At 63.0% G+C, this 25213-nt stretch carries 13 protein-coding genes; 3 read left to right on the plus strand and 10 right to left on the minus strand.

What is annotated here, in order from left to right:
• Window positions 1–34 precede the first annotated feature (34 nt).
• From G6N36_RS12010 to G6N36_RS12025, 4 genes are all read right to left on the minus strand, one after another.
• Window positions 35–262, minus strand: coding sequence for an MbtH family protein (locus G6N36_RS12010; RefSeq protein WP_163686708.1), 228 nt, complete (start codon window positions 260–262; stop codon window positions 35–37).
• Window positions 263–621: 359 nt separating this feature from the next.
• A complete protein-coding gene (locus G6N36_RS12015) occupies window positions 622–1887 on the minus strand; it encodes a glycosyltransferase (protein ID WP_163686709.1) in 1266 nt (421 codons plus the stop codon).
• Between the two features lie 264 nt (window positions 1888–2151).
• Entirely contained in the window at window positions 2152–3411 is a 1260-nt protein-coding gene (locus tag G6N36_RS12020) for a glycosyltransferase (RefSeq protein WP_163686710.1), read from the minus strand.
• Window positions 3412–3475: 64 nt separating this feature from the next.
• Window positions 3476–5035, minus strand: coding sequence for an MFS transporter (locus G6N36_RS12025; RefSeq protein ID WP_163686711.1), 1560 nt, complete (start codon window positions 5033–5035; stop codon window positions 3476–3478).
• 411 nt (window positions 5036–5446) lie between these two features.
• On the opposite strand from G6N36_RS12025, the gene G6N36_RS12030 reads away from it, so the two are divergent.
• Window positions 5447–6484, plus strand: coding sequence for a putative sugar O-methyltransferase (locus G6N36_RS12030; RefSeq protein ID WP_163686712.1), 1038 nt, complete (start codon window positions 5447–5449; stop codon window positions 6482–6484).
• A gap of 158 nt (window positions 6485–6642) precedes the next feature.
• Here G6N36_RS12030 and G6N36_RS12035 read toward each other — a convergent pair whose 3' ends face one another.
• Window positions 6643–7614 carry a sulfotransferase family protein gene (locus tag G6N36_RS12035; RefSeq protein WP_235690026.1) on the minus strand — a complete coding sequence of 324 codons (972 nt, stop codon included), beginning with the start codon at window positions 7612–7614 and terminating at the stop codon, window positions 6643–6645.
• Window positions 7615–7975: 361 nt separating this feature from the next.
• Here G6N36_RS12035 and G6N36_RS12040 point away from each other — a divergent pair, with 361 nt between their 5' ends.
• On the plus strand, window positions 7976–9325 hold the full coding sequence (locus tag G6N36_RS12040) for a condensation domain-containing protein (RefSeq protein ID WP_163686713.1): 1350 nt from the start codon (window positions 7976–7978) through the stop codon (window positions 9323–9325).
• A 36-nt stretch (window positions 9326–9361) separates the two neighbouring features.
• Here the strand turns inward: G6N36_RS12040 and G6N36_RS12045 are convergent, their stop codons facing one another.
• A complete protein-coding gene (locus G6N36_RS12045; RefSeq protein ID WP_163686714.1) occupies window positions 9362–11095 on the minus strand; it encodes an AMP-binding protein in 1734 nt (577 codons plus the stop codon).
• A 279-nt stretch (window positions 11096–11374) separates the two neighbouring features.
• On the opposite strand from G6N36_RS12045, the gene pks2 reads away from it, so the two are divergent.
• Window positions 11375–17716, plus strand: a complete 6342-nt coding sequence (pks2, locus tag G6N36_RS12050) for a sulfolipid-1 biosynthesis phthioceranic/hydroxyphthioceranic acid synthase (protein ID WP_163686715.1) — start codon at window positions 11375–11377, stop codon at window positions 17714–17716.
• A gap of 126 nt (window positions 17717–17842) precedes the next feature.
• On the opposite strand, the gene G6N36_RS12055 is transcribed toward pks2, so the two are convergent.
• From G6N36_RS12055 to G6N36_RS12070, 4 genes are all read right to left on the minus strand, one after another.
• Window positions 17843–18181 carry a hemophore-related protein gene (locus G6N36_RS12055; protein WP_163686716.1) on the minus strand — a complete coding sequence of 113 codons (339 nt, stop codon included), beginning with the start codon at window positions 18179–18181 and terminating at the stop codon, window positions 17843–17845.
• A gap of 205 nt (window positions 18182–18386) precedes the next feature.
• The gene (locus tag G6N36_RS12060; RefSeq protein WP_163686717.1) at window positions 18387–21332 is read right to left on the minus strand and encodes an MMPL/RND family transporter; all 2946 of its coding nucleotides are present in this window, start codon (window positions 21330–21332) and stop codon (window positions 18387–18389) included.
• A 10-nt stretch (window positions 21333–21342) separates the two neighbouring features.
• Window positions 21343–24225, minus strand: coding sequence for an MMPL/RND family transporter (locus G6N36_RS12065; protein WP_163686718.1), 2883 nt, complete (start codon window positions 24223–24225; stop codon window positions 21343–21345).
• Window positions 24222–24641 (minus strand): MmpS family transport accessory protein, encoded by a 420-nt coding sequence (locus tag G6N36_RS12070; protein WP_163690633.1) that lies wholly within the window; start codon window positions 24639–24641, stop codon window positions 24222–24224. The genes G6N36_RS12065 and G6N36_RS12070 overlap by 4 nt, the downstream gene beginning before the upstream one ends.
• Window positions 24642–25213 lie beyond the last annotated feature (572 nt).

Below are 25213 nucleotides of genomic sequence, written 5' to 3' on the forward strand. Positions count from 1 at the left end.
CGGCTCTCCCAGCGACTCCACGGATCCGGACGGTCTACTCGCCAACAGTTCGGCCCGCCAACCTCTCCCGTAGGCTCTTCGGCCGAATGTCTGGCCAGTGCTGCTCGATGTAGTCCAGGCAGTCGGCACGTGGGGCCTCGCCGAAGGCCACCCGCCAGCCGGCGGGCACATCAGCAAAGGTCGGCCACAAGCTGTGTTGTTCCTCGTTATTGACTAAGACGTAAAACGTGCCGTTGTCGTCATCGAAAGGATTGAGGCTCATCGGTTACTCCAGGCCATCGAATTGATATCAGCGGAACTCGTTGCAATCGTACTCAAGCGTGACGCCTCGGGCGGCCGTTTGGCAAATCCCCGGGAAGGGGGAATAATCCTATCGCTAGAGCCGTTCAGCAATTGCGTGCGGGGCCTCGGGCACTCCCGGTTGGGGCATCTCACCCCGTGACCTGCGGCGACGGGTTTGACCATATGACATATCGAAATTGGGCTGGCACGGGGCGCTCAAAGCGACGTGGTTGACAGCAACCTTCAAGATCACAAGTAGATTACAGGCTAACAAACTCTTGCGGTCGTCCTCGCGATGTACATAATGCCGGGGCAATCAGGTAGATGTGACTTAGCCGCTCAACAGCCCGCACGCCGCACAAAACTCTCCAACAAATCGGCGGCCGCCGCAACACTTACCTCCGGCTTTGTCATCCGGGTCGCGATTTCACGTGCCTGAGCGGCATATTCTGGGGCAAGGATCCGACGAAGGTCCTCGGTCAGCGACTTCTGATTGGTCGTCGAGAAGCGGCGGGCAGCGCCCACTTTCAGTCGCTTGACCCGCACTCCCCACAGTGTCTGATCGAGGTCTGTCGACAAGATCAGCGTGGGCACCCCGGCACGCAGGCTCGCGGCTGTGGTGCCCGCGCCGCCGTGGTGCACCACGGCGCGGCAGGCAGGAAAAGTGGCCGCGTAGTTGACGGCGGGCACGACTTTGACGTGGTCTGGAACGGGGACGCGGGTGAAATCAGTCCCGGCGGCGCAGACAACCGCTCGTTCGCCAAGCTCCGCACAGGCATTGCTGATCATGGCAAGGGTGTCGACGGCGGACTCCACTGCCATGCTGCCGAACCCGAAGAAGATCGGGGGCTTACCTGCGGCGATCCAGGACGCCACGTCCTCATCGGCATCCGTGGGCATGTCCAGCGTCAGCGCACCGACAAACGGCCGTTGACCATCGAACTTCGACCATTCCGCTGCGAGCCTGGGGAAACAAACCTCGTCATAGGCTTGAATCTCCAGCGATCCACGCTGGTAGATCCGTCGCGACGAGGGGTGTGTCGCCTTGGGCAGGCCCAATTTGCGGCGCTGTACATCTTCGGTCTTCTTCGTTCCCCGCCACGTCAGCCACTGCTGCGCGGTCATCGCGATACGACCCAACGGAGCGGGCAGGAACGGGAGGAGCTGGCCGTTGGGCCGGAGCGGGAAATAGTGCAGCGTGGCCAGGGGGATGCCGCGGTATTCCGCAACATTTGCCGCGACCTCCTCGAAAACCAAGCCGGTGAACAGGAGGTCGGCGCCGTCCGCGAGCGACGTCAGCGTCGTGGACATCTCATCCCAGCACGCGAGTCTCGGCTCCCAGGCTTCGCGTGACAACCTGGAGACCTCCCGGAACTTCCAGAAGTTGCGAAAGACGAACGTGTAGAAGTTGCGGTGTGCGTCCAGAATCGCTTGCAAGTCCGGCCCGTAGGCGGCCGTAGGAAGCCCCAAAGACTCGATGAAGCCGACAAGATCAGGCGGGACGGCCATCTGCACGTCGTGGCCTCGACGCAACAACTCGCGACCCACGGCGGCAGAGGGCTCGACGTCGCCACGAGTTCCGTAGCACGCCACCACAAATTTCATTGGAAATCCTCGCCTCGACTCAACTCGTCACAACTCATCAGCGTTGTGCGAGCTGAAATGGGGAATTTCGCGCACCGAAATCGCCGTCGGTAGTTTAACCGCATCGTCGACGTGACGTCCGGCCTGGGGACTGAAGCCCGACCGTCCCGCCGGCGTCAGTGGTCGTCCTGTTGCGGTCCCATGGACGCGATACGCGATCACCGAATCAGCAAGGGAGAAGCCCTTTTTGGTGGGCCGCAGAATGCACCGCCGACGACGCGGGTATCACCGCCGGCGGGCATGTTCTTCCACGAGATCTGCGGCCGTCGCAACGCTTTCAGCAGAGCTGGTCATCTTGGCAGCGACCTCGCGGGCCCGGGCGACGCATTGCGGCGCGAGGACGGTTCGCAGATCCGCGACCAGGGACTGCGCAGTAGTGCGCGGGATACGACGGGTGGTACCCGCCTGCAGACGCTTGACTGATGCCCCCCAAAGCGCCTGCTCGACCCATGTCGAAAGGATCAGGGTGGGAACCCCGGCTCGCAGACCAGCGGCCGTGGTGCCGGCGCCACCGTGGTGCACGACCGCACGGCAGGCCGGAAACACGACCGCGTGATTCACCGAGTTCACCACCTTGACATGCTGCAAATGGGCGACGTCACTGAACTCAGTCCAGCCGCTCACTATCAACGCCCGCTCGCCCAGCTCTGCGCATGCCGCGCTGATCATGGCGAGGGTTTCGCCAGGAGAGCCGACCGGGACGCTGCCGAAACCGAAGTAAATCGGCGGTGTTCCCGCGTTGATCCAGTCGATCACCTCGTCGTCGGCATCGGAAGGCAACTCCATCGTCAGCGCGCCGACGAAGGGCCGTTGGACGTTCAACGTCGCCCATTCGGATGCCAGCCCGGGGAAGAACATCTCGTCGTAGGCCTGAATTTCCAGTGATCCGCGCTCGACGATCCGTCGCGGGGCCGGGTGGCTGGCCTTCGGCAGGCCCAGTTCACGCCGTTGCCTGTCCTCGAGCCTTTTCGTCAAACGCCAACCGACCCAATCAGATGCCCTCCCGATGGACCGGCCGAACGCCACAGGCAGGAACGGCAGGGACTGACCGTTGGCCCGCAGCGGGGCGAAATGCAGTGTGGCCAAGGGAATGTCGTAGTATTCCGCGACGTTCGCAGCGGCATCCTCGGCGAGAATCCCGGTCAACAGGAGGTCGGCTTCCTTGGCCATAGAGGTCAACGCCGAGCTCATTTGCCCCCAGCTCTGCTTGAACAGCTTCCAATCCTCACGGATGAGACTGATCAGATCGCGGTCTTTCCAGAGGTGCCGGGAGAAATGCGTCGACAACTCGCGGTGCACGTCCTGCCACGGGCGCGTCGGCAGCCCGTACTCGATCGCGGTGACCCCAGCCGACTCGACGAACCCAACCATGTCCGGCGGGACAGCCATGCACACTTCATGCCCACGGCTCAGCAGCTCGCGGCTCAACGCGACGCAAGGCTCGACATCGCCCCGACTTCCATAGCTTGCCAGCGCGAATTTCATCGACGAGCTCGCGGCGCCTGCAGGTGTCGTGCGCGCACGGCAAGGGCCTCGATGTTGCACGAGCTCACGTTTGCAGTTCCCCGGCGTCCATGGCTTTCTTGACTTCCTGCGCGTGCGCAACCTCCTGCGCGGTGTAGCTGATGAACAGTGCCGCTACGCCGACCAACAGGCTCACCCCGGCCAGCCAAAGCAGACCGTGGGTGTAGCCCTGATCCAGCGCATGCAACTGTTCGGGGTTCAATATCCTCACCGGCCTGTTGGTGCCGCCCAGCGACATCGTGCGGGACGTGATGGCGGCCTGGATGACGGTCATCACGACCGGCCCCCCAAGACTGAACAACATGAGCGAGATCGCTGATACCGGCCCGATCCGGTCTGGACCGACACCGGCGATCAGTGCCAGTCCGAGTGGGACGCTGACCACGCCGATACCGATACCGCCGACGATGAGCGGCATCACCAGATCCGGGAAATACGGGATGCCGCTATCGAAGGTCGAGCTGTACAGCATCGCCCCCACCACCAGGCTGCCGCCCGAGATCACCAGCACACGTGGCGAGAACCGCGTCACCAAGGGCGACGAGGCGACCACCCCGACGCCGACCGCAAGGACGAAGGGAATGAACCCGAGGCCGGCATGCAACGCGCTGTAGCCCAGAACATTCTGTACATACAGGGTGATGATGACGGTCAGGGTGAACAGCACCCCACCGGACAGGAAGATCGTCGCGAACGTGGCGAACCGGCTGCGGTCAAAGAACAAGTCGAACGGCACGATGGGGTTTTCGGCCTTGCGCTCCACGAAGATGAACGCCACAAAAGCGCCCAACGCCAGCACCCCCGAGCCGACCGTGGCGGGCGACAGCCAGCCGATCTCCGGCCCCATCGAGAGAGCGATGACCCCGGCGATAAAGGTAAACGTGGCCAGCCCGGCCCCGGCCACGTCCAGCTTCACCCGCTCTTGATCGGTTTCCTCGAGCGTGGTGAAAGCGAGATAGATCACCAGGAGCCCGATCGGCACGTTCACCGAGAAAATGAGCCGCCACGCCACTTCGGCCAGCGCTCCACCCACCACCAGACTGAGCACCGTGCTGGCGCTGCCCAACGCACCCAACACCGCCATCGCACGGTTGCGTGCCGGCCCCATGGGAAACGTGGTCGCCACCAGCGCCACACTGGTCGGTGCAAACATCGCGGCGGCGACGCCTTGGATCATCCGCGCCACGATGAGGGTGCCACCGCTTTGGGCGATGCTGCACACTCCCGATGCGAGCGTGAACAGCGCCACCCCGATGATGAAGGTGCGCTTGCGCCCGATTGTGTCCCCGAGGCGACCGCCCACCAGCATGAGGCCGCCAAAGGCCAGTACGTAGGCAACGATGACACCGTTTCGCCCGGCGTCAGACAGACCCAGCTCGTCCTGAATCTTGGGCAGCGCGACCGCCGCGATGGTGGCGTTCATCGTTGACATCAGCTGCATGCCGCCGATGGCGACAAGTGCGGCAGCAAATCGGCGAGAAGGCAGCTCAGTCAGCGTGCTCGCGTTCGCAGAGCTGAGCGCGGTGCGCTTGCTCGACCATTCTTTCGGTGCACGGTGTCGAGGTCCGGGACGCTGCCTTGGCATCGAGTAGCTACTCCCCGGCCTTCGGTCGATTAGTGGAGTCGTGCGAACGCTGCATCAGTCGAGCAGGCATAGCGGGCACGCTACAGCAACCTTACGAAGTATTTCCTTATGACTGCAAACCATGACTGCAACCGACCTAAGCGCGTTCACGGCCCGATGCTGAACTCAATACAGAACGCCCGATTGGACGTTTGCGGTGACCCGTTGCACAGCGCGACCAGATGGCAAATCCTTCCTACGTCCCGCGGTGCATCGGTATCCGCGTTCATTGCTAGCCTGACCATGATATGAATCGGGCCAGCCCAACTGGTATCGCGTTGGATGTCAGCGAACGGATCCGGGTCTTGTAGTTTGTCCGACAGCATCCCTCGATAAGGCGCGGTGTGCCAGGGCAAGAGCGGCGATAGGAGCATGGTGGGGGAAAACCTCTCGTTGGGCCAGCGCGCCCAGGCGTTGAGATGGCTGGTCTCGTACGGAGCGCGGCAGCCGATGGAGGCGGCCCGAGCGCAGGTCAGAACATGGCTTCAGAACCGCAGGGGCCACTCGGGCCAGGGCATCACGGCTGCTGATCGGGCTGCCCTCGATGAGACAAACCCTGAACTCCAGTCGCTACGTGAGCGCTATGCCGGGCTGGGCGACATCGTCGGCACGTCGACCGTCTGGATTCCCGGTTTCGTCAGGCCGGAAGATCTGCTGTATTTCCGAGGTGACAACTGCTACGTCTGGCAGAACCAGGACAACAACACACCGGAAAAGTACGTGCTGACGTACCTGTATTTGAAAACCATCGACACGCTCGGCCTTCTCGACGATTTCGCGGAGGACGGCGACTTCGGCGTGTTTACGTATCCCACGGGCGACACGGACAAAAACGGAAACAAGCGATTCGTCAGCCGTGACCTGCTGGACTCCGCTAACGAGCTGTTATTTCTCGATCGGACGCTGCAAATCTCGCAGCTGCCGGAGGTGAAGGTGCTCGATATCGGTGCGGGGTACGGTCGGCTTGCCTACCGCGCCGTCTCCGCGCTTCCCAACATCGAGACGTATTTCTGCATCGACGCCGTTCCCGAGTCGACGTTCATCTCCTCCCATTACCTCTCCAGCAAAGGCGCGGCTCGGGCACGTGTCGTGCCGCTGGACGATCAACAGGACCTCGTTCCCGGGACCATCAAACTAGCGGTCAACATTCTCAGCTTTTCCGAGTGCGCGATCGAGGCGGTCGAATACTGGATTTCTCGGTGCGCCGAGCTGAAGATCGAGCATCTCTTCATTGTTCCCAACATCAGCGACGGGGACGAAGCGATCCGCCTGGTCAACGGCACCGATTACAGTCCGATACTCGCGAATTATGGTTATCACTTGTCGCACGTCGAGCCGAAGTACGCCAACTCAGAGGTGCAGAAATACGGCATCTCCCCCAAGTGGTACTACCTCTTCAGCGCCTCTTAGGTCACCGATCACCCACAGTTGATTTCGCCCTGCCGCACTTGCCTTCTGCGAGGGCGCATTCTATGCCTGTGCGGAGCTCAGCCGTAGGTGAACACGGCGCTAGGTCGTCCAGCCCATGTTGAACAATGGGACTCAGTTGGCTCTGCGGCCAAGCGATCTCAGGCCCAAGTCCCCTTGCGCCGGTTAGCCGTTGCCAGGAACTCCGTGAGGAGCTTGAACGTCCCTGGCCGGATGAACCGGTAGACCTTGTTGAAGCGTTGCAGATTCTCAAATGCCGTACGGAAAGCACGTTCGCTTGCCCCATACGTCTCGAAAACGCGATCCAGCGCAGGCTCGTCACAGGGCTCATCCGTGGCCGCCGCGCACAGCGCATCGTAGACCGTGGACATCCAGTCGGTACCGAAAGGCTCCGCCACTGACCCGCGGTTGCGCTGGTGGCGCAGATCATCTTTGAGGAACTCCTCGATTGCTGCCTCGTCCCGGTTGTTGAGATCGATGGCGAGCGCCGCGGAGATCCGCTTCATTTCCCGGCGCCAGTCCTCGAGGAGATTGTCGTAATGGACGAACACGCGCGGCGTGGTGCGCGTGTCCCTCTCGGCCAGCAGGTTGTATTTCAGCCACAACGCACTCGAGAGCTCCGGCGACGCTCCGCTGCGCACCGCAATCGACTCGATGACCTCCTGCGGGTGGCGCACCGCAATCACGGTGACAACGTCGAATCCGGCCTGACGCGCCGCGTCAAACCACATGTCGGACATCAACGTGAACCTCGGGTCCTTCAGGACCACGAGCGGCGCGGCAGGCAACGTGTCGAGATATGCCCGGATCTCTTTGAGGCAAGCGGCTTTATCTTCGGGCCCGATCGCATCTTCGTCTCGCAACGGCAACGACGGGTCGAACGCGCTGCTTCCGAGGCGGCGCAGGATCCCCTCGTTGAGAACATTGACTTGGCGCGGCTCCCAGTGACCGAGCGGATTGTCCGGCATGGCACCCAACAGCTTGGCCGGGAGCGCCCCACCACATAGTGAAAGAACGCGGGTGAGCGCCGAAGTCCCCGACCGGTTGATGCCCAGCACGAACACGATGACCGGGCGCGGCGCCGTCCCGGCCCCCCCGGTAGAAGTGGTCACAGCCGCGGCTTCCCGCTTGATGCGACCTGCGGCGCAGTTTGCGTTCTGTTGCCGAAGGACCGCGATCCTCCGGAGCGCTTCGCGTCAATGCGCCGGCCCTTGTTCATGGCGACAGATTAGACGACGGCTCAACGCGATTCGCGTTGAATACCAGATGTGGCACAAACGCCCGGCTCGGGCCGGATTCAACTCCAGATGCCGGCCCGGTAGAAAGATGCGCAATTGGCCGCTCGCAGTCTGATACTCAGTAGCTGCCGATCAGCTACTCTCCTTTTCATGAAATGGCATGGCCACCACGAGGGCAGGCTGACAGTGGGAGGCCAGGTACGTCCTTCGCGCGAAGCCGTTGAGAGCGCTATCCATGGGTGAAGCGCGGCCGGACAATCGGCTTGCGTACGTCGACCACGGCTTGTACACGCAGCATCACGCCATCGGACGAAACCTGGTCATTCAGTGCGTGTGGCTCTACGAGCACCCCATCGATTTGGATGCGGTCCGGCGCTTTCACCACAATCTCGGTCGCGGATTGTTGGGACGCCGCATCGAGCGCTCCCCGCTGCCGTTCGCCCGCGCCCACTGGGTGGTGGATCGGGGGCCATCGGACATTGACATCGAGCAATCTGCGCGTCCACGCAGCGAAGTCAGCGACTGGGCTGACGAACGCGCGCAATTGCCGATTGATCCCGAGCAGGGCCCCGGCTGGCATCTCGGCGTCCTCCCCCTCACGGACGGTTCGGCCGCGGTCACCCTGGTGCTGTCCCACTACCTGATCGACGGCCTCGGGCTGGTCCTCGCGCTAGTCGACGGGCTGATGGGCAACACGCACGATCTGGGTTACCCGCCGCCGCATTCACGCACTCGGCGGCGCGCGCTAGCAGCGGATGCCCGACAAACCGCGCGGGACGCACGCGAGGTGGCGCGGGCGCTCCGCGTCGCCACCAGACAGGCTCGCCGTCAGCGCCAAGAGGCTGCCAAATCACCGGCGCCGCGGCCCCCCGTCCGCCTCGACAGCGACCACGATGAGCCCATCGTCGTGCCCGGTGTCACCGTCGGCGTCGACCTGGCCGACTGGGATGCCCGGGCGAGTGCTCTTGGCGGAACGCGAAACACTCTGGGCGCAGGGTTCGCCGCGAAGTTCGGCGAGCTCATTGGCCGCTGCCATGCCGACGGCGCCGTCACCCTGCAACTGCCTGTCAGTGAGCGTTCCGAGGGCGATACGCGTGCGAACGCCATGGGGTTCGCACGCGTCACCGTCGACCCGACCCGGGTGACAAAGGACCTCGGTGAGGCTCGCTCGGCGATCAAGCAGGCGCTGAAGGCACTTCGGGAGACGCCTGACGATTCTTTGCAGGTTGCATGGCTGGCCGCGTTCACGCCGAAGCGGGCGTTGAAACGGATGGACGATGCGATGGTCGCCGACCCGGATAGCCCGGTGTTCTATTCGAATCTCGGCGACGTCGGCACGGTGGTCAACCGTCTCGATGGAACAGACGCCGAGTGGTGCACCGCGCGGGTGACCGCGCAGCACGAGAGGCGAGAGTGGCTGGAGCGGATCGGCGGCCTGATGACGCTTCAGTCGTTGCGCATTCCCGACCGTTTCGTCATCAGCATCAACGCCTACCAACCTGGCGCCGAGAACACAAAGCCCGCCATGCGGGAACTGGCTGCGCAGACGCTGGCGGAGTTCGACCTTATTGGAAGAATCGAGTAGCCACGGTCGACCCTCCACGCGGTACCTGGGTACTGCCTAAGTGTCCACGCGCGCGAACTCACCGTGCTGGTACTGCTCGACACAGGCCGCCCGTCTGACCTTCCCACTTGTCGTGATCGGAATCGAACCGGGTGACACCAGAACCAGATCCGCGACGCCGAGACCGTGCGAATTCGAGATGGCCGAGGTGACCTCGCGCTTGACGACGGACAACTTGTCCATCGCCTCCTCGTCGGAAGCACCCCGCTTCTTGACTTCGGCAATGACGACAAGCTGCTCGCTGCCCTCATGTGGAACGGCTATCGCCGCGACCCGACCACCGGTTATCTCCTGGCTCGTCGCCTCGATGTCGTCGGGAGAGTGGTTGCGCCCGTAGACAATCAAGAGATCCTTGATACGGCCGACGATGAACAGCTCCGAATCGGCGACGAAGCCCAAGTCCCCAGTTCGCAGCCAAGGCCCCTCAGGTGTGCCGGCCGACGGCGCGACAAGCATGCCTCCGAAGGTGCGCTCCGTCTCCTCGTCTTTCTGCCAGTAGCCCATTGCCACGTTTTCGCCGTGCACCCAGATCTCGCCAGTGGTGCTCTCCGGACATTCGGTCCGTGTCTCAGGGTCGACGATGCGTACATCTGGAGATTCGCCCAGCGGATAACTGATAAGCGGTGTGCCGCTTCCGGTTTCGCACCGCTCCGCGCGGCCGTCGGTGAGTTTCGTCGGCTCGAAATCGACGATCTTGGGTGCCTGACCTGCTCTGCTGGTGGCGACGTAGACCGTCGCCTCGGCAAGGCCGTAGGAGGGCCGGACCGCCTTCTCGGACAAATTGAAGCGCGCGAACCGCTCCACAAAGCGTTTGAGGGTCGTGGGATGCACCCGTTCGCTACCGCTGAGGATGGACTCCACGCTGCCTAGGTCGAGGCCGCTCATGTCGTCGTCAGACGTCTTCCGCGCCGCCAATTCGAACGCGAAGTTCGGCGCTGCCGAAAAAGCGTGCGGCTCGGTAGCCAGCAATTGCATCCACCGAGCCGGATGCTGCAGGAAGGACACCGGGCTGGTGAGCACAGCGGGGAGTCCCAGCAGAGGCGGCGCACAGACGCCCAAAACCAGACCCATGTCGTGGTAAAACGGCAGCCACGAAACAATAGACATGTCCTGCGGCGGAACGCCTCCGCTGTCCGGAAAGTAACCGGTCAACAGCTGCTCGAAATTGGTTACCAGGTTTCGATAGGAGATCGTCACTCCAGCCGGAGTCCGAGTCGATCCAGAGGTGTATTGCAGATACGCCGTATCTTCGTGAAGAGCGTCGCGGGATTCAGCTCGAGCCGGTCCGTCCAGATCCAGCAGATCGACCTCGACGATCGCCGGCGCCGGCGCATCCGACAGCAACTGTTTCTGGACGTTGCCTTTGACCGCCGACGTCGTCAGAACAGCAGCGGGCGCCGCGTCACGCAGCACCGAATCCACCCGTTCGTCGCTGACACCGCCCAGCGGGACCGAAAGCGGCACCGCGATGAGCCCGGCCTCGAGTGCACCCAGAAACGCCACGATATAGGGCAGTCCCTGCGGCGCCGATATCACCGCGCGATCGCCGGGGGATCCGCATTGTCTGAGCTCGCGTGCGACGTTCAGCGTTCGCCGATACAACTGAGCCCATGTCAGACTCTCGGCAATGCCGGCCCATTCCTGCTCATAATCGATGAACGTGTATGCGATGTCGTCAGGCTGGAGACTGGCACGCTCGCGCAGCAGGGCCGGCAGAGATGTTTCGACCATCGCATGAGGTTACCGTCATCCGTCCACGGATCGTCAACGTGTTGGACGCCACCACCAGCAAAGTCACGGTTAGGTAACGGTTCGCGGCACTACCCTAAATCTGCAGCACCTGCATATTAAATTCCGCGGGGCCACACAGCCCCGTTGACGTGCCAGAAGGCCCTGATACGGTAAGCATCAAATGATGGAGACGTAGGCACCCCCGGGGGTAGAGATGCGGTGCCGCGGCTTAAGTCAAGCAACGGCAAGCCTGCGTGAGATTTGCTGTGAGGAGACGTAATGGCTTCATTGGGGCCGATCGACGATCGCTCAGACCGCTCGGCCCTGGCCAAGCCTTCGCCCGAGGCGAACGCACCGGAGACTCAGGTCGCTGTCATCGGCGTGGGCTTTCGTCTGCCTGGCGGGATCACCTCTCCGGAGCAGCTGTGGGACGCGCTCCTGCGCGGCGAGGACTTCATCACCGAAATCCCCTCCGAGCGTTGGGACGCCGACGATTACTACGATCCCGAGCCCGGGGTGCCCGGTCGGTCGGTGTCGAAATGGGGCGCTTTCCTCGATGACGTCGCGGGCTTCGATGCCGAGTTCTTCGGGATCAGCGAGCGCGAGGCCGCCTCGCTCGATCCGCAGCACCGGTTGTTGCTGGAAAGCTCCTGGGAAGCCATGGAGCACGCCGGTGTGTCGACCGAGACCATGCGTGAATCTCTCACCGGTGTGTTCATGGGGCTGACGCATTTCGACTACCAGTTGATGACGGCCGATTCCCCCGCCATGGAAGAACCGTACGGCTATCAGGGCAACATCTTGAGTATGGCGTCCGGTCGGATCGCCTACAGCCTGGGCCTGAAGGGTCCCGCGCTGACGGTAGACACCGCGTGTTCTTCGGGTCTGGTCACGGTGCACATGGCTTGTCGTAGCCTGATCGACGGCGAAAGCGATATGGCGTTCGCGGGCGGCGCCTTCGTGATGCTGGAACCGCGCAAGTTCGTCGCGGGGACGGCGCAGGGCCATCTGTCGCCCACCGGACGGTGTCATGCGTTCGACGTCGCGGCAGACGGATACGTGTGTGGCGAAGCTTCTGCCGTCGTGTTGCTCAAGCGATTGCCGGATGCGCTGAGGGATGGTGACCGAATCCTCGCGGTCGTGCGTGGCACGGCCGCCAACCAAGACGGCCACACCGTCAACATCTCGACGCCGTCGCTGGACGCGCAGAAAGCCGTGTATCGGGCAGCTTTGGCCGCTGGGGGGGTCGACGCCCGCAGCGTCGGCATGGTCGAGGCGCACGGCACCGGCACCTCGGTCGGTGATCCCATCGAATACACGAGTTTGGCCGAGATATACGGCGTCGAGAGCGCTTGTGCACTGACGTCGATCAAGACCAACCTCGGACATGCCCAGTCGGCCTCCGGGACGCTCGGGCTGATCAAGGCCGTGCTCGCTCTGCAGCATGGCGTTGTTCCACCGAACCTGCATTTCACCAGGCTGCCCGACAACATCGCCGGCATTGACACCAAACTTTTTGTGCCGCAAGCGATCACAGACTGGCCGACGAGTGGGGACCACCCCCGCCGCGCCGCAGTGTCATCGTATGGGGTGACGGGCACCAACGCCCACGCCATCTTGGAGCAGGCACCCGCGACCGCGGTGATCAATGCAGACCACCACGGCGCAGCCGAAAAAACCGAGGCCGCGTCACTGCTGTTTCCTGTGTCGTCCACCTCGGCCGACGAATTGCGCCGAACCGCAGGCCTGTTGGCTGATTGGGTAGACGGTCACGACGACGTGGCGTTGGCGGATCTGGCTTACACGCTGACGCGTCGGCGCGCGCATCGTCCCGTGCGCACCGCCGTCACTGCGAGCAGCCGGCGGGAACTCACCGCGGCTTTGCGTGAGGTCGCCGACGGCGACACTCCGTATGAGGCCGCCGTCGGGCGCGATGATCGGGGTCCGGTTTGGGTGTTTTCCGGCCAGGGTTCACAGTGGGCCCAGATGGGCTCGCAGCTGTTGGCGACCGAACCGGTATTCGCGGCCACGGTCGCGCAAATCGAGCCGGTGATCGCTCGCGAGTGCGGCTTCTCCGTCACAGATGCGATGTCGTCACCCGAGATCGTGACCGGCATCGACCGCGTTCAGCCGACATTGTTCACCATGCAGGTCGCGCTGGCCGCCACCCTGAAGGCCCACGGGGCACGCCCCGGCGCGGTCATCGGACACTCGCTCGGTGAGGCCGCAGCGGCTGTCGTCGCCGGCGCGCTGTCGCTGGAAGACGGCCTACGCGTCATCTGCCGCCGCTCACGGCTGATGGCCCGCATCGCCGGTTCCGGCGCCATGGCATCGGTCGAATTGCCTGCTAAGCAAGTGATTTCGGAGTTGGCAGTGCGCAGCATCAAGGACGTCGTGGTGGCGGTAGTGGCCTCGCCGGAGTCTACGGTGATCGGCGGAGCCACCGAGACGGTTCGCGAGCTCGTCGCGGCCTGGGAGCAGCGCGACGTGATGGCCCGCGAGATCGCCGTCGACGTCGCTTCGCATTCACCTCAGGTCGCCCCGATCCTCGATGAGTTGAAAGCTGCACTCGCTGAGCTCAATCCGATGACGCCCGCCGTGCCCTTCTACTCGGCAACCCAATTCGACCCTCGCGAACAGCCGGTGTGCGACAGCGGATACTGGGTGAACAACCTGCGCAACATGGTGCGCTTCGCTGCGGCGGTGCGAGCCGCTTTCGAAGACGGCTACCGGGTGTTCGCGGAGTTGGCGCCCCATCCGCTGCTCACGCATGCGATCGAGCAGACCGCCCGCAGTCTCGACATGCCGCTGGCCGCGTTCGCGAGCATGCGCCGTGAACAACCGCTGCCGTCCGGGCTGAGTGGACTTGTGGCAGATCTACACAGTGCGGGTGCCGCGGTGGACTTCTCCGTGTTGTACCCGAACGGGCGACTGGTGGACGCTCCTTTGCCGACGTGGACACACCGTCGGCTTTGGCTGGACACCGACGGCCAGGAAACCCCGACACATGGTGGCTCCACCATCTCAGTGCACCCGCTGTTGGGCCCACATGTGCGCCTTCAGGAAGAACCCGAGCGCCACGTGTGGCAAGGGGAAGTCGGCACCGCCGCCCAACCATGGTTGGGCGACCACCAGATCCGCAACGTGGCAGTGCTGCCGGGAGCGGCGTACTGCGAGATGGCTTTGGGGGCAGCGCATGCCGTGCTGGGCGAAACGGCTGAAGTCCGTGACATCAGTTTCGAGGACGCGCTGCTATTGGACGAACACACCACGATCGGCGCCTCGGCGGTAGTCGTATCACCGGGCATCGTCGAATTCAGTGTGGAAACGAACCACGACAACGAGCAGTCCCGACAGGCCACCGCCGTCCTCCAGGCCGCCCCCGAGGACGACGTCCCACCCGCGTACGACACGTCGGCGCTGCTTGCCCGGCACCCGCGCCGAGAAGATGGCGCCGAGTCACGTAAGCGCCTCGACCAGCGTGGTGTCACGTACGGCCCGGCGTTCGCCGGCCTCGGCGTCGTGCACACCGGCGACGACGAAACCCCCACCGTGCTGGCCGAAGTCGCCCTCCCACGCGAGATCCGCTCTCAGCAGGACGCGTACGGCGTGCATCCCGCACTGTTGGATGCCTGTTTCCAGTCCGTCGCGGCTCATCCGGACGTACAGGCCAAGGGCGGGGACCTATTGGCGTTGCCACTGGGCATCCGTCGCCTGCGTTCGTACGGCGCTGCGCGCAACGCGCACTACTGCTACACCCGGGTGACCAAGTCGGACAGTTCCGGGATCGAGGCGGACCTGGATCTGCTCGACGAGGGCGGGACGGTCCTGCTCGCCGTGCGGGGACTGCATTTGGGCACGGGGGCATCCCAGGAGCACCTCAACGATCGACAGCTCGCCGAGCGGCTGCTGAGCGTCGAATGGCGTCAGGCGCAGTTGCCTGAACTCCCCCACACTGACGCCGGAAGCTGGCTGGTGATCAGAGCCGCCGCCACCGAGGCGGTCGCCGCCACAGTGACGGATGCCTTGAAAGGTCAGGGTGCACAGTGCTCCAGCATGTCATGGTCACCGCACGCCGATGTCGCGGCGGCCGCCCAGGAGCTTCGAAACCACCTGCGTCCCGGTGGATTCAGCGGTGTCGTGATCCTGACGGGACCGCAAGACAGCGACGCAGCGGACCAGTCCCCGCACTCGGGGCGCGAGAGCGTGCAGCATTTGGTGCACATCGCCCGCGAATTGTCAGAGAGCGCGGTGGGATCGCCCCGTCTCTACGTCGTGACACGCAATGCCCAAACCGTGGCGGCGGCCGACGTGGCCAATCTGGAGCAGGCCGGGCTGCGCGGCCTGATGCGAGTGATCGGCGCTGAGCATCCGCACCTGCACGCCACCCAAATCGATCTGGATGATGCGACAGATGCCAAGCAGCTGGCGCAGCAGTTGCTCAGCGAGTCCGAGGAAGACGAGACGGCCTGGCGAAACAACCAGTGGTACACCGCACGGTTGCTCCCCGCTCCCCTGCGGCCCGAGGAGCGGCGCACCACCGTCGCCAACTACGAGCACGACGGCGTGCGTCTACAAATCCGCACTCCCGGTGATCTGGAGTCCATGGAATTTGTTGCCTACGATCGGGTTCCACCGGGGCCGGGACAGATTGAAGTCGCGGTCAGCGCGTCCAGCATCAACTTCGCCGATGTGCTTCTGGCCATGGGCCGCTTCCCCAGCTTCGAGGGGTACCTGCCGCAGCCGGGTATGGACTTCGCCGGCGTGGTGACCGCGGTTGGGCCCGGCGTGACCGATCACCACATCGGTGACCGCGTCGGCGGCGTCGCCGACGGTTGTTGGCGCACGTTCATCACCTGCGACGCCGACTTGGCCGTCAAATTGCCCGCTGGGCTGTCCGACGAACAGGCTGCCGCGGTCACCACCGCACACGCCACCGCCTGGTACGGCCTGCACGACCTGGCCAGGATCGCAGCCGACGACAAGGTGTTGATCCACTCCGCAATGGGGGGCGTGGGTCAGGCAGCCGTCGCGATCGCGCGCGCCGCGGGAGCGGAGATCTTCGCCACCGCCGGCAGCCCGGAGCGGCGTCAGATGTTGCACGACATGGGCATTGAGCATGTTTACGACTCGCGCAGCATTGACTTCGCCGACGAAATCAGGCGCGACACCAGCGGTTACGGCGTCGATATCGTACTCAACTCGGTGACCGGAGCAGCGCAGCGCGCCGGGCTGGAACTGCTGGCCTTCGGTGGACGATTTGTCGAGATCGGTAAACGGGACATCTACGGCGACACCCGGCTGGGACTTTTCCCTTTCCGTCGCAACCTGACGTTCTACGGCCTCGACCTCGCGCTGATGTCTCAGACCCACCCTCGGCAGATTCAGGAACTGCTGCGCACGGTGTATCGGTTGGTCGCAGTGGGCGAATTGCCGATGCCGGCGAGCACGCACTACCCGATCGCCGATGCCGCGACCGCCATCCGGGTGATGGGCGCGGCAGAGCACACGGGCAAGCTCGTGCTCACCATTCCGCGTCAGGGGACGAGCACCGTGCAGATGCCGCCGGATCAGGTTCCGGTGTTCCGCCGCGACGGCGCCTACGTCGTCACCGGCGGGCTGGGGGGCCTGGGGCTGTTCCTCGCCGAGAAGATGGCAGCGGGCGGCTGCGGGCGGATCGTGCTGTCCTCACGCTCGCAGCCGACGCCCGAAGCGTTGCAGTCCATCGAGCGCATCCGTGCGACGGGTGCCGACGTCGTGGTGGACTGCGGGGATATCGCCGAAGCCGGCACCGCACAGCGGTTGGTGGCCGCCGCCACCGCCACCGGGCTACCGGTGCGCGGTGCGCTGCATCTGGCGGCCGTGGTCGAGGACGCCACACTGGTGAATATCACCGACGAGATCATCGACCGTGACTGGACACCAAAGGTTTACGGCGCTTGGAACCTGCACATGGCCACCGCGGATCAGCCGCTGGACTGGTTCTGCTCGTTCTCCTCGGCAGCGGCGCTGGTCGGCTCGCCCGGACAAGGGGCCTACGCCGCGGCCAACAGCTGGCTGGATGCGTTCAGTCTGTGGCGTCGGGCTCAGGGGCTGCCGGCGACTTCGATCGCCTGGGGCGCGTGGGCTGAGGTCGGGCGCGCCACCGCGGTGGCGGCGAGTGCTGATGTCGCGATCACCGCCGACGAGGGCGCGTACGCGTTCGAAGCGCTGCTGCGCCACGACCGTGGCTATACCGGCTACGCGCCGATCACGGGCGCACCGTGGTTGACCGCCTTCGCTGAACGCAGCCCCTTCGCCGAGGCATTCCGTTCCACCGGGGAGAACGCTGCGGGCAACAGCAGATTGAATGCCGAACTCAACGAGTTGCCTCCCGAGGAGTGGCCCGCCCGACTGCGGCGACTACTGTCCGATCAGGTCAGCCTGATCTTGCGTCGCAACATCGACCCCGACCGGCCGCTCGCCGAGTATGGAGTCGACTCGCTGGGAGCCCTCGAACTGCGTACCCGTATTGAGTCCGAAACGGGTGTTCGGCTTACCTCCAGCGGAATCGCGTCCACGTCCATTCGTGATCTCGCGACTCAGCTGTCCGAGAAGCTGGCGCCCGCGGGCGGCACGTGACGCCATCGTGAGACGTGGCCCGTCCGTCGGCTAGATGGAACCGGGCTCCTCAGAGTGGAGACATAAGAATTGGGCGCGAGGTAAGACCTCGCGCCCAATTCCGTCAGAAGTTCGGATCGAACCCGATCAGAAGTTGTTGCAGGTGAGGAACGCCTGCTCGACCGGTCCCATGAACGGCGCAAACGCCGGCGCAGCCAGCACGTTTTGGGCCATCTGCTGCCGTTTGGCGGGATCTGAGGCGAGGAACTGACGCAATCCAGCCTGCAGCATCGGCGACTTGTTGAACTGCGCGCCGGCTTCCGGTCCTTGGGCGTTCAGCGCCGAAACCAGCTGTGGATAACTGCACGTCGTGTTGACGGCGGGGCCGAGGTCAGGAGCTGCGGAGGCGACCCCGGCTCCAGCGGCCAACGACAATGCCAGACCGCCAACCGCGGCGCCGAGTCTGGTCAACGTCACTTTGATCATGTGTGGATCCCTCCCGAACATAGTTGCATCATTCAAAGCTAACCCTTCGAAGCTCTCGCCGCGATTACCCATCATCGGCTCAGCTACCACCATCCCGTCAATCTCAAACTACTGCGGGCGGCACTAGCACTATCGACCGACGTCGCGCCGGTGTTACACCGTCGTGTCCGGGCCAGTCATCTCGGCTGTGTCGGAGTCCAACCCACTACCCCAGAGGCCGCGGGATCACGTCAGTGACCGGGTCCTCGTCGCCGGGGCGCCGCTCTCCAAGCAGGTATCGCCGTGCCGCCCAGCGGGGCCCAATCGGCTCCAGCAGCGCACTGGCCGGCCGGGGGCGAACTCGTTGAGGCCACCAGAACCAGCGCCCGAGCAGCGCAGCGATGGAGGGCGTCATGAACGATCGCACGATCAAGGTGTCGAACAAGAGGCCAAGAGCGATGGTGGTGCCGATCTGCCCGATGATCCGCAGATCGCTGACCACCATGGAGGCCATGGTCGCCGCGAACACGACTCCGGCTGTCGTGACGACTTTGCCGGTGCCGCCCATTGCCCGAATGATGCCCGTGTTGATACCGGCGCCGACTTCCTCTTTCATCCTCGAGACCAGGAGCAGGTTGTAATCGGATCCCACCGCCAACAGGATGATCACCGACATTGCGAGAACCATCCAGTGCAGGTTGATCCCCAGAATGTACTGCCAGACCAATACGGACACGCCAAACGATGCGCCCAGCGAAAGTACAACCGTGCCGACGATGACCAAGGCCGCGATGAAACTACGGGTGATGACGAGCATGATGATGAAGACCAGGCAAATTGCCGCGATTGCTGCAATCCACAGATCGTACTTGGACCCGTCCTTCCAGTCCTTCGCGGTTGACGCAGCGCCCGTCATACTGATCTTGGCGTCGATCAGAGGGGTCCCTTTCAGCGCCTCCTCGGCCGCCAACTTGATCTGATCGATCCGCGCAATGCCCTCCGGCGAAGCCGGGTCGCCGCGATGCGAGATGATGAATCGGATCGCCTTCCCATCGGGGGACAGGAAAGAATCCATTGCTCGCTTGAAGTCCGCGTTCTCGAATACCTCCGGGGGCAAATAAAAGGAGTCATCGCTGCGGCTGTCGTCGAACGCCTGCCCCATAGCGGTGACGTTCTGCGTCGATTCGTCCATCGTCTTGATGAACCCCGACATGGTGCTGTGCATGGTGAGCAGCATGTCCCGCACGCTCGACATGCTGTCGATCAACGGCGGCAATTGGGCGGCGATCTGCGGCATGAGCACATCGAGGTCGTCGAGGTTGGCGACCAGAATATCTAATTCCTGGGTTATCCGGTCGGTGCCATCCGTAGTTTCGAATATTGATCTGAGGGCGAAACAAATGGGAATGTTCTGGCAGTGCGGTTCCCAGTAAAAGTAATTGCGAATCGGGCGGAAGAAATCGTCGAAATCGGCGAGTTTATCCCGCGTGTCTTCCACCGACACCTGCAACTCGCGCGTCAGTTCGATCGTGCGATGAGTGATCGCATTCATCTTCAACATCAAACTGTATTGCTCGCGCATAATGCCGATCATCGTCGAAAGACCGTCGGCTTGTTTGAGCAGATCGTCTATGCGCGCTTCCTGAAACTTCATGGTCTGCGTCAGGTTGGCGTTTTGCATGCTGATGAGAAATGGAATCGAGGTGCGACTGATCGGCGCCCCCTCGGGCCTGGTGATGCCTTGCACGCGAGAAATGCCCTTGATGTTGAAGACTGCTTTGGCCAGCCTGTGCAACACCAGGAAATCGGCTGGATTGCGCATGTCGTGATCCGCTTCGAGCAGCAGAATATCCGGCATCAAACGCGACTGAGAAAAATGACGTTCGGCCGCCGCAAAGCCCTCATTTGCCGGAATGTCGCCGGATACATATTCCCGATCGTTGTAGCTCGGTTCGTAGCCTGGAAGTGTGGCCACACCGAGGAGTGCGAGAGCAAGGGAAGATACCAGGATGGGAGCGGGCCACCGCGCGATTGCCGTGCCGATCCCGCGCCATCGACCCGCCCGCAAACTGCGCTTGGGGTCCAGCAGCCCAAACCTGCCGGCGACGGCGACTCCTGCCGGAACAAGCGTCACCGCGACGGCGACAGCAACGAGCATGCCGATGGCGCACGGGATGGCCATGCTGTGGAAGTACGGTAACCGGGCAAAGCTCAAACAGAAGATCGCGCCTGCGATGGTCAGACCGGACGCCAGGACGACCGGGGCGACGCCGCGATACATGTTGTAGTAGGCCGCTTCGCGGTCCATGCCGGCTTGACGGGCCTCCTGGTACCGACCGAAGAAAAAGATCCCGTAGTCGGTTCCTGCCGCGATAGCGAGGAACACCAGCATGTTCACGGCAAACGTCGAGAGCGTCAATACCTCCAAGTGGCCGAGGAGGGCCACCACTCCGCGGGCCGCCGCCAACTCGACGCCAACCATGATCAGCAGCAAGATCACGGTGACGACCGATCGGTACACGATCAGCAACACCGTGAAGATGATCACGACGGTCACTGCAGTGATCTTCAGAATGGAGTCGTTGCCGCTGCGCTGCATGTCCGACGCGAGCGGTGCGGCTCCGGTGAGGTAAACCTTGACCCCAGGCGGCGGCGACGTCCGATCCACGATGTCACGGACCGCGTCCACCGACTGGTCGCCCGCCGGCGTCCCTTGGTCGCCCACCAGGTTGAGCTGTACGTATGCGGCCTTGCCGTCAGGGCTCTGCACGCTCGATGACGTGAGGCGATCGCCCCATAAGTCCTGCACATGCTCGACATGCGCAGGATCGTTTCTCAAGTCCGTGACCAGCCCGGAGTAGTACTGCTGCGCGTCCTCGCCGAGTGGCTGCTCTCCCTCCAGGACGATCATGGCAGAGCTGTCCGAGCTGGATTCTTCGAACTTTTCGCCCATACGCCTCATAGCCTGGCCGGACGGCGCGTCCTCGGGCATCAAAGAGACCGAATGCCTCTCCGCGACGTGCTCCAGCGAGGGGATCGCCGCGGCCCAGTTCCAGCCGACCGATGCCAGGTTCGAAACCACTATCATCACCAGCCAACCCAGGATGATGAGTAGTGAGAATCTGCGTATCGTCCGCGCGATGAACGGGGGCCGATGGTGCTCGTTTCTCATCAGGCGTTCGTTAGTCCCTCAGCAACAGGGAGCGCACGAGGGGGCGGGGACCTACCGACCTAAGTAGTCCACTCGCCGGCCGAGTTCTCACGAGTTGCGGCCACCAGAACCAGCGTCCCAACAACGCGGCGATCGAGGGCACCATCAACGCTCGGACGACCAATGTGTCGAACAACAGTCCCACGGCGATGGTGGCGCCGAGCTGGCCTAGGCTGAGTAGGTCGCTCACCAGCATGGACGCCATGGTGGCGGCGAATACCAGACCGGCGGCTGTGACGACCCTGCCGCTGCCACCCATGGCCCGGATGATGCCCGTGTTGATTCCCGCGCCCAATTCCTCTTTCATCCGCGACACGAACAGCAGGTTGTAGTCGGACCCGACCGCCAAAAGGACCATCACCGCCATCGCCAGGACCATCCAGTGGATCTGAATCCCGAGCAGATGCTGCCAGATGAGGACCGACAAGCCGAAGGACGCACCCATCGAAAGCGCCACCGTACCGACGATCACCAGGGCAGCGACGAAGCTTCGCGTGATGAGCAGCATGATGATGAAAATGAGGCAGAGTGCTGAGACTGCCGCGATCAGGAGGTCGTAGGTGGATCCTTCCACGATGTCCTTCACGGACGCCGCGCTGCCGGAGAGACTTATTCGGCTGCTTTCCAGTGGGGTGCCTTTGAGGGCCTCCTCAGCTGCATCTCTGATCGGCTCGACCCGCGAGACACCCTCCGGCGTCGACGGATCGCCGCGCTGCGAAATCAGCAGGCGCGCAGCCTTTCCGTCCGGCGAAAGGAAGACGTCCAGGACCCGCTTGAAATCCTCGTTCTCGAATACTTCTGGGGGCAGATAGAAGGAGTCGTCGTTCTTGGCGGCATCGAACGCCTTGCCCATGGCCGTGGCGTTGTCGGAGGCTTCCTCCATCGCGCTGATGGTGCCGCCCATGGTGCTGTGCATGGTGAGCATCATCGAGCGGGTGCTCTCCAACGTCGCAATCATCTGCGGGAAGGACAGGAGTATCTGAGGTAGCAACGCATCTAATTCGTCGAGGTTATTGACCAGCGCTTCCATCGATACGGTGATTCGGTCGATTCCGTCCAGCGCGTCAGATATGGACCTGATGGACCAGCAGAGCGGGATGTTGTAGCAGTGCGGCTCCCAGTACAGGTAATTGAAGAGCGGCCGGAAGAAGTCCTGGAAATTCGCCAGATGATCGCGCAGCTCGTTCGTGATGTCCTGGAGATCGTGCGTGGTCGCCACCATGCGATGAGTCGTGTCGACGAGTTGTTGCATCAGGCTGTACATGCGCTGCAAGATGCCGATCGTCGTTTCCATCTCTTGGGCCTGTACGAGCATGTCCTCCATGCGTTCCTTCTGGAACGGCATGGCCAAGAGCTGGCCGGCGTTCTGGGTACTCATCATGAACGGAATCGTCGTGTGCGCGATCTGAGTTCCCTCAGGACGAGTAATCGACTGCACATTGGCAATGCCCGGCACGGCGAAGACGGCCTTGGCCAACTTGTTCAGCACCAGGAGATCAGCGGAGTTCCGCATGTCGTGATCGGACTCGATCATGAGTAGATCGGGAGCAGTCAGTGCCGATTCGGGAAAATGCCGCGCGGCGGCGGCATAGCCCATGTTGGCGGGGATGTCCTGCGGGAGATACTTCTGATCGTTGTAGCTGGGCTTGTATCCAGGCAGCGTCAACAATCCGATCAGCGAAACCACCACCGTGGCGATGAAAATAGGCGCTGGCCACCGGACGACCATCGTTCCTATGCGTCGCCATCGGTACGTATGAATCTGCCTCTTGGGCTCGAACCGACCGAAGCGGCTGCCCACGGCCAGGGCCGCGGGAACAAGCGTCAGAGCGACCGCGACGGCGACCATGATCCCCAAAGCGCCGGGGATGCCAACGGGTTGGAAGAATGGCAGACGCGTGAAATGCAGGCAGAAGATGGCGCCGGCGATCGTCGAACCAGAGGCCAACACGACTTTGGCGACGCTGCGGTAGGTCGTATAGAAGGCGGCTTCCCGGTCCTCACCGGCAGCGCGCGCCTCTTTATATCGGCCGAAGAAAAAGATCCCGTAGTCGGTGCCCGCCGCAATTCCGAGTGACACCAACAGATTCACGACGAAGGTCGTCAAACCGACGATGTCGTGCAACCCGAGGAACGCGATGATTCCGCGCGCTACCTGCAGTTCGATTCCGACGGTCACCAATATGACGAGCGTGGTGGCGATCGAACGGAACGTCAGCAGCAGCATCACGAAAATAACCGAGAGGCTGACGAGCGTGACCAGGACGACGGTGCGGTTACCACTTTCGCCCATGTCAGCGACGATCGCCGCACCACCTGTGACATGCGCCTGCACGCCTGGCGGTGCGGGGGTGCGCGCAACGATCTCCTGGAGGGCCTTGACCGATTCGTTCCCCGTCGCCTGGCCGGCTTGACCGACCAGGGTCACTTGCACGTATGCGGCCTTGCCGTCGGCGCTCTGCGCCGCACCCTCGGTGAGTGGATCGCCCCAGAAATCCTGAACGTGCTGCACGTGCGCCGTATCGTCGCGGAACTGACGAATGAGCTCGTCGTAGAACTGGTGCGCATCGTCGCCAAGAGGTTCTTGGCCCTCCAGGACGATCACCGCGACCGCCCCGGACGTGGATTCGTTGAAGGCTTCACCTACCCGCTGGGCCGCCCTGAACGACGGCGCATCCACGGCGGTCAGCGGTACAGCTTTCTGTCTTTCGACCACCTCCAGGGGTGGTACGAGCAACGTCAATACGACGGTGATCGCCAACCACCCCACGATGATGAGCCCCGAGAAACGGTGGATGAAGCGCGCAATTCTCGGTCGCTCGGTGCGCTCCTCGAGCATGGTGCCGTTACTCATGCGGCCTTCAGCAGACACGACGTGAAGGCGTTGTGTTGATTGGAGATCTTCTCGGCTTTGACCTCATCGTCGACGAGGATGCGGCACCCAATGCTGTCGCTGTTGCTCTGCGCCAAGACGCTGCCCGCGGCCGACGTTTCGGTGATTTCGAATTCCAGCGTCCAAGGCAGACTCGCGCCCTCGATAAAAGTTGGCTCAGAATTCGCGTCGAAGTAACTGATACTTGCGACCGAACCGGCAGGCCCGAACACCTCATAGGTCAGATGCTTGGGATTGAAGGGTTTGCTGTCCTCGACCTTCGTGTCGGCGTAGGCGGGACGATTCTCAGAGCCGAAGATGCCATGCAGGCGCGACACCGTGAACCCCCCGGCGCAGGCGACCACCAGCACCAGGAGCGGGATCCAAAGCCGCTTCAGAACCCTTAAAATCGTCGAACCCCTTCCCTGTGCTGCGCCCCGGCGTCATGCTAGCCGCTCGGACACGTCAACTCACTCGGTGGTCACTCGTCGGATACGGGTGGCCTCGAACTTAGCTGAGCGTCGGTGAGCGCAACTGCGCCTTGAGTAAAGCATGCCGTTAGCTTCCCATCCGTGCTTGTTCCCAACGTGAGATGGGATCGATGCAAACTGCTTGTGCAAAAGTACGGTACGAACATTCGGCATCGACCGCAAATTACTGAAAGAGCCCAGCTTCAGACATACGGCGATGTAAATTTACGCGTCTCGCAAACCGGTATACCGCTGTTTGCGCAGGCAAGTGTGTGCTATACCGAGTCGACATACATTTGTAATATCTGCGCCGCGACCGCCCTGCCAGATCGACGACGAGGCTCTCGCCGTTCTCTATTGCGAGCAGAATTGGGTCCGGGGCTGGTTTGCTGAAGCCCCGACCGGCCAACAGTTTCGACGGGCGCGGCGCGGGGCTTCGAGATTAGCCGGAGGCCGTAGCCGCACAGGGTCCTGTTTGCTTTGCTCGCAACCGTGCGTCA

Origin of the sequence: Mycolicibacterium gadium (genome assembly GCF_010728925.1) — a bacterium.
GTDB classification, from domain to species: domain Bacteria; phylum Actinomycetota; class Actinomycetes; order Mycobacteriales; family Mycobacteriaceae; genus Mycobacterium; species Mycobacterium gadium.

Excerpts from the sequence above, each read along its gene's own strand:
- G6N36_RS12025 (WP_163686711.1), bottom strand. The coding sequence starts at position 5,035 with ATGCCAAGGCAGCGTCCCGGACCTCGACACCGTGCACCGAAAGAATGG.
- G6N36_RS12040 (WP_163686713.1), top strand. The coding sequence starts at position 7,976 with ATGGGTGAAGCGCGGCCGGACAATCGGCTTGCGTACGTCGACCACGGC.
- G6N36_RS12055 (WP_163686716.1), bottom strand. The coding sequence starts at position 18,181 with ATGATCAAAGTGACGTTGACCAGACTCGGCGCCGCGGTTGGCGGTCTG.
- G6N36_RS12030 (WP_163686712.1), top strand. The coding sequence starts at position 5,447 with ATGGTGGGGGAAAACCTCTCGTTGGGCCAGCGCGCCCAGGCGTTGAGA.
- G6N36_RS12065 (WP_163686718.1), bottom strand. The coding sequence starts at position 24,225 with ATGAGTAACGGCACCATGCTCGAGGAGCGCACCGAGCGACCGAGAATT.
- G6N36_RS12010 (WP_163686708.1), bottom strand. The coding sequence starts at position 262 with ATGAGCCTCAATCCTTTCGATGACGACAACGGCACGTTTTACGTCTTA.
- G6N36_RS12015 (WP_163686709.1), bottom strand. The coding sequence starts at position 1,887 with ATGAAATTTGTGGTGGCGTGCTACGGAACTCGTGGCGACGTCGAGCCC.
- G6N36_RS12045 (WP_163686714.1), bottom strand. The coding sequence starts at position 11,095 with ATGGTCGAAACATCTCTGCCGGCCCTGCTGCGCGAGCGTGCCAGTCTC.
- G6N36_RS12060 (WP_163686717.1), bottom strand. The coding sequence starts at position 21,332 with ATGAGAAACGAGCACCATCGGCCCCCGTTCATCGCGCGGACGATACGC.
- pks2 (WP_163686715.1), top strand. The coding sequence starts at position 11,375 with ATGGCTTCATTGGGGCCGATCGACGATCGCTCAGACCGCTCGGCCCTG.
- G6N36_RS12020 (WP_163686710.1), bottom strand. The coding sequence starts at position 3,411 with ATGAAATTCGCGCTGGCAAGCTATGGAAGTCGGGGCGATGTCGAGCCT.